Source organism: Nocardiopsis sp. NPDC050513, from assembly GCF_044457925.1.
In the GTDB taxonomy this organism is placed as follows: Bacteria; Actinomycetota; Actinomycetes; order Streptosporangiales; family Streptosporangiaceae; genus Nocardiopsis.
Genome location: NZ_JBITHK010000003.1, coordinates 223,338 through 235,375, shown reverse-complemented (window position 1 = coordinate 235,375; position 12,038 = coordinate 223,338). Strand labels below are relative to the sequence as shown.

15 protein-coding genes are annotated in these 12,038 nt (G+C 69.2%); all 15 read left to right on the top strand.

The annotated features are described in order from the left end of the window. Positions 1–351: 351 nt before the first annotated feature. The 15 genes from ACIBFB_RS06245 to ACIBFB_RS06175 all read left to right on the top strand — a co-directional run bounded on the left by ACIBFB_RS06245 (position 352) and on the right by ACIBFB_RS06175 (position 11,919). The gene (locus ACIBFB_RS06245; protein ID WP_397226851.1) at positions 352–768 is read left to right on the top strand and encodes an ATP-binding protein; all 417 of its coding nucleotides are present in this window, start codon (positions 352–354) and stop codon (positions 766–768) included. Between the two features lie 152 nt (positions 769–920). Further along, positions 921–1,334, top strand: coding sequence for a hypothetical protein (locus ACIBFB_RS06240; RefSeq protein WP_397226849.1), 414 nt, complete (start codon positions 921–923; stop codon positions 1,332–1,334). Positions 1,335–1,346: 12 nt separating this feature from the next. Beyond that, entirely contained in the window at positions 1,347–1,844 is a 498-nt protein-coding gene (locus ACIBFB_RS06235) for an ATP-binding protein (protein ID WP_397226847.1), read from the top strand. 271 nt (positions 1,845–2,115) lie between these two features. Next, the gene (locus ACIBFB_RS06230) at positions 2,116–2,637 is read left to right on the top strand and encodes a hypothetical protein (RefSeq protein WP_397227508.1); all 522 of its coding nucleotides are present in this window, start codon (positions 2,116–2,118) and stop codon (positions 2,635–2,637) included. A 521-nt stretch (positions 2,638–3,158) separates the two neighbouring features. Then, a complete protein-coding gene (locus tag ACIBFB_RS06225; protein ID WP_397226845.1) occupies positions 3,159–3,434 on the top strand; it encodes a hypothetical protein in 276 nt (91 codons plus the stop codon). Positions 3,435–3,575: 141 nt separating this feature from the next. Then, positions 3,576–4,106, top strand: a complete 531-nt coding sequence (locus tag ACIBFB_RS06220) for an SAF domain-containing protein (protein ID WP_397226843.1) — start codon at positions 3,576–3,578, stop codon at positions 4,104–4,106. Between the two features lie 26 nt (positions 4,107–4,132). Beyond that, positions 4,133–4,975: a hypothetical protein gene (locus tag ACIBFB_RS06215; RefSeq protein WP_397226841.1), complete on the top strand. Its 843-nt coding sequence runs from the start codon at positions 4,133–4,135 to the stop codon at positions 4,973–4,975. Beyond that, positions 4,972–6,276, top strand: coding sequence for a CpaF family protein (locus ACIBFB_RS06210; RefSeq protein ID WP_397226839.1), 1,305 nt, complete (start codon positions 4,972–4,974; stop codon positions 6,274–6,276). The genes ACIBFB_RS06215 and ACIBFB_RS06210 overlap by 4 nt, the downstream gene beginning before the upstream one ends. Next, complete coding sequence (locus ACIBFB_RS06205) at positions 6,273–7,118, top strand: type II secretion system F family protein (protein WP_397226837.1); 846 nt, start codon at positions 6,273–6,275, stop codon at positions 7,116–7,118. The genes ACIBFB_RS06210 and ACIBFB_RS06205 overlap by 4 nt, the downstream gene beginning before the upstream one ends. Then, on the top strand, positions 7,115–7,996 hold the full coding sequence (locus tag ACIBFB_RS06200) for a type II secretion system F family protein (protein ID WP_397226835.1): 882 nt from the start codon (positions 7,115–7,117) through the stop codon (positions 7,994–7,996). The genes ACIBFB_RS06205 and ACIBFB_RS06200 overlap by 4 nt, the downstream gene beginning before the upstream one ends. A gap of 36 nt (positions 7,997–8,032) precedes the next feature. Then, complete coding sequence (locus ACIBFB_RS06195) at positions 8,033–8,230, top strand: hypothetical protein (RefSeq protein WP_397226833.1); 198 nt, start codon at positions 8,033–8,035, stop codon at positions 8,228–8,230. A 53-nt stretch (positions 8,231–8,283) separates the two neighbouring features. Continuing rightward, a complete protein-coding gene (locus ACIBFB_RS06190; RefSeq protein ID WP_397226831.1) occupies positions 8,284–8,625 on the top strand; it encodes a TadE/TadG family type IV pilus assembly protein in 342 nt (113 codons plus the stop codon). Then, entirely contained in the window at positions 8,622–9,056 is a 435-nt protein-coding gene (locus tag ACIBFB_RS06185; protein ID WP_397226829.1) for a TadE/TadG family type IV pilus assembly protein, read from the top strand. The genes ACIBFB_RS06190 and ACIBFB_RS06185 overlap by 4 nt, the downstream gene beginning before the upstream one ends. After that, on the top strand, positions 9,056–9,436 hold the full coding sequence (locus tag ACIBFB_RS06180; protein WP_397226827.1) for a hypothetical protein: 381 nt from the start codon (positions 9,056–9,058) through the stop codon (positions 9,434–9,436). Before ACIBFB_RS06185 ends, ACIBFB_RS06180 begins: the two co-directional genes overlap by 1 nt. A gap of 20 nt (positions 9,437–9,456) precedes the next feature. Next, the gene (locus tag ACIBFB_RS06175; RefSeq protein WP_397226825.1) at positions 9,457–11,919 is read left to right on the top strand and encodes an OmpA family protein; all 2,463 of its coding nucleotides are present in this window, start codon (positions 9,457–9,459) and stop codon (positions 11,917–11,919) included. The last annotated feature ends 119 nt before the right edge of the window (positions 11,920–12,038 follow it).

Here is a 12,038-nt window from a genome sequence, read left to right as displayed (position 1 = left end):
ATCCCTCTGCGCCGTCTCGTCACGGACATGTCTAGAAGATCTCTTGGAAATTTCCAAAAAGCTATTGCGAGGAAACTTCCCCTGGCGCATCATCGATGTCAGCGCTCAGTGTCTTCGGGATCACGTTCGGTGCTCTCGGGGTCTGTGCGCCGGTCCGTGAGGGAACGCGATGCGTCACGCGCGTTCCCGTGTTCCTGCGACTGAGGAGACCCAGGCATGAGCCGCTCCAACACACCAGTCCCAGATCAGCCGCCTGGCGGTTGTTTCATCCCTCGGTCGCGGTGCGGTCAGAACGAGGATCGACGGGCTGTGGTGGGACTGCCGATGCGCGTGAGGACCGGACGACGGGGGATGTCCGCCGCGTACTTCGACGGGACCCCGGAGCAGGTTGGTCGGATCCGGACCTGGTGCGCGGGGGCCACCGGGTTGGACGAGGCGGAGACCGTCATGGTCGAACTGGCCGTCAGCGAACTCGTCGCCAACGCGGTGCGGCATTCGGCTTCGGGCGGCCGGTACGGGCGCATCAAGGTCACCGTGGAGGTCATGCCCGGCCAGATCGTCCTGATCTCCGTCACCGACGACGGTCCTCGGGCTCTGCGCCCAGTCACCGTGCCCACCCTGGCTGCCCATGTGGGCGACGCGGAGGAGTGCGGATTCGGGCTGCGCCTGGTGGCCGCGTTGGCGGAGAAGTGGTGGTGGACCGGCCTCCGAGGAGGTCCGCTGACCGTGTGGGCGCTGATCGACCCCCACCGCGACCTGGACGCCTGAACGCAGCCAAAGACCTGCTGCCACGGCGGGAAGCGCAGCCCGACCCGGGCCAATGACACCCGTTTCAGCGGCAGACACGAAGATGCCCCGATCGGTGTTGGAGCACCGAGCCGGGGCGTGATCAACCACCTGAATGCAGCAGGAGGATGACCGTGGATCACGACACTACCGGCCGCCACCGCAGGCGGCACCGAACCCTCGCGGGACAGCTCTGGGCCCTCGCCGCAGCGGCCCTGGCGACCGCACTGGCCTTCGTGTTCGTCCCTGACCCGCCGATGCGTGAACCGGCTGCGATCACCCCGCCGCCCGAGCCGCCCCGTCCCCAGACGCCGGACACGAGCACGAGCAGTGCGCAGGAGCTGGCAGGGCCGGAGAACGACGACCCCGACGAGACCGGCGGTGCGCTCGTCCGTCCCTACATGCGCCCTCGGCCACCGGGGCGACCACTGGTACCCCGGCCCCGCCCTCCGGAGGGCGATCTCCTGGCAGCGCCGACGGATCGGGCACCCGACGACCTGGGCGACCTGGCAGCCGCCATCCGTACCTACCTCAACACCGTCGGCTGAGGGGAGCAGGCCATGAACGACACCATGCTCTCTCCACCCACGCGTGCCGTGACCTGGTGGGATCACCGCGTCTACACCGCGAACCTTGCTCAGGTGGGTCCGGTGCGTCGTGACCTGGCGGCTGACCTGACGGGGTTCGACCCTGACCTGGTGGACACCGTGCAGCTGTGCGCGGCCGAGCTTGCGGCCAACGCGGTCAAGTACGCACCGGGAGGGACGGAGTTCCTCCGCGTACTGGCGATGCCGACCCCGTCCACGCTGTGGCTGGCGATCGTCGACGAGGGCGGCGGGATCGGTCTGCCGCGCATCCCGACCGAACGCACCACCGACGAGTGGGACATGGCCGAGGGGCAGCGCGGCCTGGCGCTGGTCGACATCCTCGCCGAGGAATGGGGCTACTACCCGGTGGGGCCGGGCGGTACTGAGTTCGGTATCGGGGTGTGGGCGACCTTCAACGTTTCCCCCGATCAGGTCCCAGACGGGCTGGGGCGGTTCGTCCTCACACGCTGATTGGTTGCTTGACCTCGGTAGAGACCGGGCGGTGCCCACGGTGGGTGCCGCCCGGTTCAGTGCGCTCAGGAAGGTGCCAGACCGTTGCTCCTTCCTGGACTCCAACTGTGTTTTCGCAGGATGCCGAGTTGGACATCACGGTTCTGTGATCTTGTCCACAACCTTTCGCGGGCGGGCTGCCTGAAACCGCTTGTGTACAGGGCATTCGAAGGGCTACGTTCACCTTGATCGCTAAGAGTGATGAAATAATCACTCAAAGGAGTGCTTCTTGGTGCTGCGCGGATTTGTGCTGCCTGCTTTCGGTCTTGTCCTCATGTCGGGGTGCTCCGTCGAGGATTCGACGGGTGCCGAACCAGTCGTTCAATCCTCAACAACCCCAGTGGAAACGGAACCTTCGGAGGCAACCCCGGAAGACGAAGCCATAGCCGCTTACCTGCGGTTTTGGGACGCGATCGTGCTGGCTTCGGAGGAGATGGACCCGGACCACCCGGAGTTGGCGGAGCACGCCACCGGTCAGGCTCTGGAGTTGGCTCAGTTCGGTGTCCAGGGGCTTGTCGACGAGGGTCACGGCATGGAAGGAGAGCTCGACCCCAGCCCTGAGGTGGTCTCGGCAGAGCCCGAGGACGATCCCACCACAGTCGAGATCGATGACTGCCAAGTCGGTGGTGACTGGCGGGCAGCTGGCGCGGAAGAACCCGAGATGGACCGCGTCCTCGTCACCGCCACGGTCAAGCGAGACGTCTTCGACTGGTGGGTCGTCGAGATGCGTATCTGGGGGGACGACACATGCTGAACCCTTCAATGCTGAGGGTGGTGGGCAGCGCCTCGCTACTGCCTCTCCTGGCATTCACCGTTCCCGCGGATGGCTCCTCGGAATTCCGCGGGTTGGCGACGTGCGGCCAGGATGGCGGGGCTGGGTGCACAGCCTTCGCGGAGTCCCAGCAGCAGAGCGGCCCCTCCGGCGGCGGTTCGCGATCCGGGAACGGTGACGCGCCAGCCGAGACCTCCTCCGAGCCAGCGTGCGAGGAGGGCGAGGACAAGGCGGTGTGGACCTGCACGGCGTGGGTGCAGCCCGCATCGGACAGCGACGAACAGGCCATCAGTCCGCGTGTCCTCGCCGAACGGACGCGGGCCTCCATGTCGCTTCCTCGGCTCTCGGTCGGTGCCTCGCCCGGTTTCGACGCGACGTCGATCGTTCACTTCCCACTCTGGCTCTGGGCGGACGGCGCCCAGTGGGAACCGGTCGGCGCGACGGCATTGGTCTCGTCCGGTTCGGTGACGGTGACCGCCACCCCGGACACCGTCCGGTGGGACATGGGAGACGGCACTGTCGTCGAATGCGACGGCCCCGGCACCGTCTTCTCCGCCACCTTCGATGACGCCGGAGCTCCCTCGCCCGACTGCGGCCACACCTACACCCGCACCTCCACCGACCAGCCGCACGGGCGGTTCCCCGTCACGGCCACCCTCACGTGGACCGTGCGGTGGACGACCACCACCGGCAGCGGAGGATCCCTGGACTCGTTGACGACCAGCGCGTCGAGGGGCGTCCGGGTGCGCGAGGTCCACGCCCTGGTGACCGACGGCTGACAACCCCACGAACGGAAGAACGGAGGAAACGTGACGACGACGGTGAACGAACCCCACACAACCGGTCGAGTCAGAGGGAAATCACGCCTGACCCCGGTGCGTCGCCGGGGATGGAAGCGGCCCTTCGCTGGGATCGCGGTCGTGCTCCTGGGCGGAATCGTCGCCGCCTGGGCCGCCGCACACGAAGAAGAGCGCGTCCCCCTACTGGTCACGGCCACCGACATCGCGGCCGGTGACGTACTGACCGACACCGACGTCCGCGTGGTCCACGCCCTGGGTGTGGAGGGTCTGGATCTGGTCTCCGCTGACGGCGTCGTCGGTGCGACGGCGGCGGTGCCGGTCCCCGCGGGGACGGTGCTGACGGAACCGATGCTCGCCGACACCACCGCCTGGCCCGGCTCCGGACATGCCGTGATGTCGGTCGACGCCCCGCCCGGGATGTTCCCGGCCTCCGCGCGCGAGGGTGCGCCGCTGCTGATCGTCGGGAGTCAGGACGGCGAGGAGGACACAGACAACGAGCCGATACCCGCGCGCCTGCACTCGGTGGGGGACGAGGGGGAGCTGAGCGGTTCGCAGGTCATCGAGCTGCTCGTGGACGTCGGTGACGTCGCGGAGGCGGCCAGGGTCGTGGACGAGCCGGGGACGCGCCTGGTGCTGACGCCCGGGCAGTAGGACAACGGATCGACGAGGGGAAACACATGATCATCGCGGTGTGCTCATTCTCGGGTGCTCCAGGGGTCACCACCCTGGCGACGGGGTTGGCGGCCTTGTGGCCCGCCGGTCCGCTCACCGTCCCGGTGCTGGTGGAAGCCGACGTCAGCGGGGGCGACCTGGCCACGTGGCACCGGATCGCCGGCCGACCGGGCTTGGTCTCTCTGACGGCGTCCGTGCGGGCGACCTCGGGGCCGGTCGTGGTGCAGGAGGAGGGAACTCGGCGGGTCCTGCTCCGCCACGCCTACGAGCTCCCCGGTGGGATGCGGGTCGTCGCCGCGCCGCCGACCGCGCACGAGGCCGCCGCCGTGGTGGTGGCCCTCACCCGCAGGATCCAGGTCCTCTTCGGCGGGGTGACCGTGCTGGACCTGGGCCGCGTGATGCCGGGGACGGCGGGCGCGCACCTGCTCGCGCAGGTGGACGCGGCGGTCGTCGCCGTCACGGGCAACGACCCCTCCCAGATCCACCGGGTGGCCCGCTGCCGCGACGTCCTGGACGCCCTTGCCGAAGGCGGCACGCGCGTGGGGCTGGCCGTGCGCGACAGCCGGTTCCCGGCCGACGAGATCACCGCCGAGACCGGATACCCGGTGTGGGCGAGCGTGCCCACCGACACCACGGGCGCGGCGTTCCTGAGGGGAGAGGGCACCGGCCCGCGCGGCCTGCGGCAGCGGGTCGCCGCCTGGTCGCACACCCGCCAGGACCCCGACGCCGTCGAGTGGATGCCGCTGCTGGCCACGGCACGTCGGCTGGCCGAACACATCGACGACCAGATCTGGGTCCGCGAACCGCCATCCTCGGATGCGCGTCGGCTGGAGGGCGTGGCCGCATGACCCTCGTCAACTTCCCCACCACGCTTGCCGACCTCGCCGACCAGCTCGCGGCCACGGTGACGGACGAACTCGTCCGCCGCACCTCCGAGACCGACACCCTGCCCCAGGACACCCACCACGCTCCCGGACACCGCGAACTGGCGGACAGGATGCTCTCCGCGCTGTTGGACGAGTACGCCTGCCGTGCCCTGACCGGAGCCGCGGCGCCGCTGACCGAACAGGACGAGGCGTGGGTGCGCGCACGGGCACTGGCCCAGGTGTGCGGGCTGGGACCGCTGGACATCCTGCTCTCCGAACCGGGCGTGCGGGACATCCACATCAACGGCACCCGCGTGTGGGTCGACTTCGGTGACGGCCGACGCGAGGAACGCCCACCCGTCACCGCCACCGACGAGGAGCTGGTCGCTCTCGTCCAGCGGCTGGCCGGTCAGGCACCCGGCGGGGAACGCCGCTTCGACTTGTCCGCGCCGCTGCTGTCCATGGAGCTGACCGACGGAGCGCGCCTGTCCGCCGTGATGGGGGTGTCCCGCAGGCCCGCCGTGACCATCCGCCGCCACCCCGAACACGAACTCACCCTGACCGACCTGGTCAGCTCCGGCATGCTCACCGCATCCGTGCGTTCCCTGCTGACCTCCGCCGTCCGCGCCCGGCTGAACATCGTCATCGGAGGCGCCACCGGATCGGGCAAGACCACCCTGCTCCGGGCACTCGCCCGGCACATCCCGTACGGCGAGCGCGTCATCACCATCGAGGACGCCTACGAACTCGGGCTGGAGGGCGACGACGACCTCGACTGCCTCGCACTCCAGGGGCGACCGCCCAACACCGAGGGCGCGGGCGAGGTGACCCTGGCCGACCTCGTCCGCCACGCGCTGCGCATGTCCCCGAACCGGGTCATCGTGGGAGAGACACGAGGCCAGGAGACCGTCCCGCTGCTCAACGCGATGACGATGGGCAACGACGGGTCCATGGCCACCGTGCACGCCTCCTCCTCCGCACAGATCCTCACCAAGCTGGCCACCTACGCCAACCAGTCCAGCGAACGGTTGACGCTGGAGGAGAGCGCGATCCTCATCGCCTCCGCCGTCCACCTGGCCGTGCACATCGACACCGGCACGGACGGCAGGCGGCGGGTGTCGAGCATCCGGGAGGTCGTCGGTATGGACGGCCCCCAGGCGATCACGAACGAGATCTACTCCGCCGAGCTCGGCGGGTTCGTCACCCCGCCCAGCCCGCACTATGCCCGCTCCCTCGCCCGGGTGGGCTTCGACCCGGCCTGCCTGTTCAGGGAGGAGTGGTGACGGGCGTGCTGGTCGCGAGCCTGGGCGGGGGAGCCGTCGGGCTGGGGTTGGTGCTTCTCGCCCCGGCTCTCACGGCCGCGGTGTCCCGAGCGCGCTCGGCCCCGCCCGTGCGTCGTGACGTGGTCATCCGGCTGGCGGTCGCGGGTGCGGTGGGCGCGGCCACCTGGGCGCTCACCGGATGGCCGGTCGCCGCCGTCCTGGCGGCAGCGGCCACGTGGTGGCTGCCGGGGATCATGGCGCCGGACCGGGAGACGACGGCCGAGGTGGAACGGATCGAGGCTGTGGCGGGCTGGACCGAGCAGCTACGAGACCTGATCGCCGGATCCTCCGGGCTGCGCCAGGCCATCTGGACCTCCGCCCCGATCGCCCCGCCACCGATCCGCCCACACGTGGAGACCCTGGCCCAGGACCTCGTCGACGGCACGGACCTGGACGACGCGCTCACCGCGTTCGCCGACAGCGTCGACAACGACACCGCGGACCTCGTGGCCACCGCGCTCTCCATGGCGGCCAGCCGACACGCCGCCGACCTCGGCGCCCTGCTGGGAACCCTCGCCGAGGCGGCCCACGACCGCGCGTCGATGCTCGTGCGCACCAACGCCTCCAGGGCACGAACCCGCACGTCGGTGCGGATCATCATCTCGACCACGCTCGCCATGGTGGTCGGCATGGCCGTGTTCAACGGTGCCTACTTCGCACCCCTGAATTCCGCCACCGGGCAACTGGTCCTCGCGACGGTCGGGGTGCTGTGGGCGGTCGCCCTGTGGTGGCTGGTGCGGTTGTCCGCCCCACCGCGAACGCGGCGCGTCCTGACCGCCCCGACCGCGGGGGTGGGCGTATGACCGTGATCGTCGCGGCGGTCGGGGGAGCCGCGGTCGGAGCGGGCGTCTGGCTGATCGCTCAGGGGCTGCGCCGGCCGCGGCTGCACGAACTCCTTCCGCCACCGACGGAGGAGATCGACAGTGCTGCGCGATCCGTGGGCATCCTCGAGCAGGGGAAGGGGATCGGCTGCGCGGTTCTCGCCCGGATCGGTTGGCCCGGACGCCGGACCAGGAGCGACCTCGCGGCGTGCGACATGGACGTCGACACCCATCGCACGACGGTCGTCGCCCTGGCGCTCGCCGGAGCAGCGCTGTTCGCGTGCACGCTGACGATCGCCGTGCCAGCGGCTTCCGTGCTCCCGATGTCGGCCGCGCTGGTCATCGGCGGAACCAGTCTGGCCGTGTGCGCTCTCGCCCCGGGGATCCTGCTTCGAGCGCGGGCGCGCCGTCAGCGGGTCGAATTACGTCTGGCCACCTCGGTCATCGCTGACCTGGTCGGGGTCGCACTCGCGGGCGGAGCCGGAGTTACCGGGGCACTCACGGCGGCCACTGGGCGCGGTACCGGATCCGCCTTCGGACGCATCCGGAGGTGCCTGCACGAAGCCCACCTGCGCACGCGACCGCCCTGGGACGCCTTGACGGATCTCTCCCGTCAGACCGGAGTGCGGGAGCTGGAGGAACTGGCCTCGTCCATCCGCCTGGCCGGGGCCGACGGCGCCAGGGTACGCGCCTCGGTCCGCGCCAAGGCCAGATCGCTCCGCGCCCACCAGCTGGCCGCGCTGGAGACCGAGGCCCTCGAAGCCACCGAACGGATGAGCCTGCCCGTCATGCTGCTCGTCCTCGGCTTCCTCCTGCTCATGGGCTACCCCGCGATCGTGCAGGTCAGCAACGGATTCTGAACCACCACCGAGAAGGAGAGGAAGGCGAACGAGCACATGGCCTCCATGCGATTGCGCGCCCTCGTGGAACTGATCCTCGGCACACGGAGCCCCGATGGGGACCGCGGATCGGCCACCACCGACTGGGTGCTGATGCTCGCCGTCACCATCGGCATCGCGACTGGGGTCGGCGCCATCATCACCCCGCTCATCATCGAGACCGCGCAGGGCATCGACCTGGGGGTCGTTCCGTGAACCGGCGGGGTCTCCGCTGGGCCTCTCGTGACGACAGGGGCGGGGCTGAGCTGATGTTCGCGATCCCGCTGATGTTCGTCATGCTCCTGGGCATCATCCAGTACGGGCTGTGGGCGCACGCGCATCACCGGGCGCAGGCCATCGCCACCGAAGCCCTGGCGGCCGGGCGTGCGTTCCAGGGGAGCGAGGGGGAGGGTCGTACGCGGGGGTACGCGCTGGCGGAGGACCTCGGCGGGACGGTCCTGCGGGACCTACGGATCCAGGTCCAACGACGCGACGGCACGGCTCGTGTCTCTGTGGATGGAGTGACGGTCAGCCTCCTGCCTGGCTGGAGCCCTTCGGTGTCCGCGACCTTGACGGGCCCCATCGAACGGCCTGTGGGGGGCGCCCCATGACGCCGTGGCGAGGCAGGGGGCAGGAGGGTGATCGGGGGAGCGCGTCGGTCGAGGTGATCCTCATCGTCCCCGTGCTCCTAGCATTCCTGGCCCTGCTCACCCTGACCGGCCGCTCCTACACCGCGGGGCTCGCCGCCGATGCGCTGGCACACGGCGCCGCCCGCTCCGCGTCCCTGTACCTCGACCCGGGGGAGGCTCGCGCTGCGGCCGAGCGTGCCGTGGCAGAGAGCGTCGGCACGTGGGGCCGCGCCTGCCAGAACCCCAGTGTCACCATCCAGCACACCACCACTGCCGGAGACCGCGCTGTTCAGGCCGACGTCACCTGCGTCAGCCAGCGCGACGACCTTCCGGGCCTGGGGCTTGGTGAACGCCGCACCATCTCTGGCCACGCCACGTCTGTCCTGGACGTCCACCGCGAACGGGAACCCTGATGCTGCACGGCGGCCACCCCAGCGCGTTCGTCGTCATCGTCGCCATGACGCTGATCGCCTGCCTTGGCCTGGTCCACGACGGCGCGAGGATGCTGCGCGCCAAGACCATGACGACCACCCTCGCGCACGAAGCTGCCCGGGCCGGAGCGCAGCAGCTCGACGAGGAGGGGCTGCGAGCAGGGTCGGTCGTTCTCGATGAGGCCCCCGCACGTCGAGCCGCCCAGGCCCACGCGGAACGCGGTGGCGCGAGTGCGGAGGTGGAGGTTCGGGCCGATGCCATCACGGTCACCGTCACCACCCATCACGAGCCGACGGTGCTGGCAGTGATCGGGAACGTTGAGATCGTCTCCCAGGCCACGGCGACGGCACACACACCGTGAAGAACGAGGGGGATGACGCCATGAACCCGACGAAGATGGTCCTGGCCACGGGCGCCACGCTCGTCCTGCTGGTCGCGCCGCCGGTGGTTCTCAGCCGCTGGGAATGGCCAGTGGGGCCGGACATGACCTGGGACTACATGTGGTTGTCCTTGATCAGCGGCACGCTTCCGACGTCCGTCCTCCATGCCCTGGTGCTCGTCATCCTGTGGGGCTTGTGGGGTGCGTTCGTGGTATTGGTCGGCACGGACGTCGTTGCCCTTCTTCGAGGTCAGATCCCCCGAATCGGGTTGCTGCGGCTCGTCGTGACCGGAGTCACCGGGAGTTCGGTGGCTATGTCCGTGTCACCTGCCGCCGTGGCGTCGGTTGACGCAACGCCGACGACCGACGAACACACCGCTGACAATGAGGAACCCGCACACACGCTGGAACGCACCCGCGTACTGTCCGGCTTCGGCTTCGACTCCGCGGAACTCACTCCCCGGATGAGGAACGAACTGCTGCCCACGGTCGAACTCCTCCAGCTCTTCGGTGATCCAGGGAGCCCCATCGCGGTCACCGGCCACACCGACTCCATCGGGCTGGATGCCTACAACCGCGACCTGTCACAACGGCGGGCCGACGCCGTAGCCGCGTTCCTGACCGAGCAGCTCGGGGAGGGGTGGACGATCACCACCGAGGGGATGGGTTCCGACCAACCACGGGAGCAACCCGACCTCGGGCACGCCGCCGAGCGCCGGGGCGAGATCACCTACACCCTGATCACCCGACCGCACGAACTCGCTGCGCCGGAGGAAGGGGAATCGGAGACGGCGGACAGTTCACAGAACGGCGAGCCAGCCGCTGACGAGGAACCGAAGACCGATCCGCAGGGCGACGGAGGGTTCCATGGCGGCGAGCTGATCGTGGGAGCCGTCGCCGGGGGAGCGGCAGGAGTGATCGCGGGACGGCTGACAGCACCTGGACGGCGTGAGAGGAAGCCGAAGAAGGAGCGGAGCGACCTTCTCGAGGGCGAGGAGTTCGACGGTGATCAGGTCCTGGGGAGTCCGGTACCCGTGCTCCGGGACACTGACAGCGGCGTGATCAGTGCCGAAGGGCACGTACGGATCGCTGACAGCCTCAGCGTCAGCGCGCGCACGGGGCTCGGCATCGTGGGCGCCCACGCGGTGGGCGTATGCGCATCCCTCATCGTCCGGGCCGTGGACTCGCCCGACGTCCGGGTCGTCACCACCCGCCAGGTGATCGCTGAAGCGGGTGCACCGCCGAACGCGCGGGTCCCCGGTGCGACGGTGAGCGCTGACACGGCTTCCGCCATCACGGAAGCGGAGTTGGCCAGCATCTCCGCAGCACCACGTGAGCAGGGAGAGGAACGGATCCTGCTGGTGGTGGACACTCCCGAACACGCCCTGGTTCGGGACCGTCTGCTCACCCTGGCGCAAGCGGATGAGGACGAGGTATTGGTGGTCGCTCTCGGTGCGGGAGCAGGGTACGCCGAAGTGGACTGTGACTCCTTCGACATGGTCAGCGTCACCGCGTCGGACGGGAGCACCGCCGCCTACACGGACCTGCGGCTCCTGCACATCGACCAGGCGACCTTCGCTGCCCAGTTCGCCGGGGGCTATGAGAGGCAGGAACTGCGGTGGTCAGAGCAGCCGGAACAGGAGACGTCGGAAGAGGAGGAAGCACTCCCGGAGCCCGAACTGGACCAGGGGCGAGTTTCCCCGGGTTCGGCTCCGCCGACGAAGGTGGACATCCAGCTCTTCGCACCGCACCCGTACATCAGCGTGGCGGGGTCCGACATCGGCCAGCGGATGCGTTCGTCATCCCGAAGGATGCTCGCCTACCTGGCACTTCATCCACGCGGAGTCGGCACCGAGACTCTGACCGACGCTCTCTTCCCCGACAGCACCGAGAGCAAGGCCAGGGCCCTGCGCAACACCGCCTCCAGTGACGTCCGCCGCGTCGTCCGCGACGCCTTTGGGGACCCCGAAGCGGAGATCCTCCAGGTGGACTCGGGACGTTACCGGATCCGGGAGGAGGTCGTGGACGTGGACGTGTGGCGATTCGACGCAGCGATGAAGACGGCAGCCGAGACATCGGATTCCGCGGTGCGTGCGGAGCACCTTCGCCTGGCCTCAGGCGAGTACGCGCAGGTGCTGCTGTCCGAGGTCGACTTCCCGTGGATCGAGGAGAAGCGCCAGGCGTACCGGCGAGCCGCCGCTGACTGCTTCGTGAGCCTGGCGAAGACAGCCGAGACACCTGAACAGGCGCTGGCCTGGTTGGAGCGCGCTCGCGAGTCCGATGACCTGAACGAGGCCGTTTACCAGGAGATCATGAAGATCCACGCGGCGCTGGGTCGCCCGGATGCCGTGCAACGCACCTTCCAGGACCTCGCCGATCGCCTCAAATCCATGCGCGCCCGGCCCAGCGCAGCCACGAACAAGATCTTTCACGCTCTGACTTCGAATGTCGCACTCAGTGACTAATTCCAGGTCAGGCCCTTTATGGATGATTTTCGCTGGTCACGTATAAGTCTCGTTGTGGAAACAGTGGGGTTTATGGTGTCCATGAGGTCTTGTGGACTGAGTTTCAACTTCTGCTAGTT

Excerpts from the sequence above, each read along its gene's own strand:
- ACIBFB_RS06245 (WP_397226851.1), top strand. The coding sequence starts at position 352 with ATGTCCGCCGCGTACTTCGACGGGACCCCGGAGCAGGTTGGTCGGATC.
- ACIBFB_RS06235 (WP_397226847.1), top strand. The coding sequence starts at position 1,347 with ATGAACGACACCATGCTCTCTCCACCCACGCGTGCCGTGACCTGGTGG.
- ACIBFB_RS06225 (WP_397226845.1), top strand. The coding sequence starts at position 3,159 with ATGGGAGACGGCACTGTCGTCGAATGCGACGGCCCCGGCACCGTCTTC.
- ACIBFB_RS06215 (WP_397226841.1), top strand. The coding sequence starts at position 4,133 with ATGATCATCGCGGTGTGCTCATTCTCGGGTGCTCCAGGGGTCACCACC.
- ACIBFB_RS06210 (WP_397226839.1), top strand. The coding sequence starts at position 4,972 with ATGACCCTCGTCAACTTCCCCACCACGCTTGCCGACCTCGCCGACCAG.
- ACIBFB_RS06200 (WP_397226835.1), top strand. The coding sequence starts at position 7,115 with ATGACCGTGATCGTCGCGGCGGTCGGGGGAGCCGCGGTCGGAGCGGGC.
- ACIBFB_RS06195 (WP_397226833.1), top strand. The coding sequence starts at position 8,033 with ATGGCCTCCATGCGATTGCGCGCCCTCGTGGAACTGATCCTCGGCACA.
- ACIBFB_RS06190 (WP_397226831.1), top strand. The coding sequence starts at position 8,284 with ATGTTCGCGATCCCGCTGATGTTCGTCATGCTCCTGGGCATCATCCAG.
- ACIBFB_RS06185 (WP_397226829.1), top strand. The coding sequence starts at position 8,622 with ATGACGCCGTGGCGAGGCAGGGGGCAGGAGGGTGATCGGGGGAGCGCG.
- ACIBFB_RS06180 (WP_397226827.1), top strand. The coding sequence starts at position 9,056 with ATGCTGCACGGCGGCCACCCCAGCGCGTTCGTCGTCATCGTCGCCATG.
- ACIBFB_RS06175 (WP_397226825.1), top strand. The coding sequence starts at position 9,457 with ATGAACCCGACGAAGATGGTCCTGGCCACGGGCGCCACGCTCGTCCTG.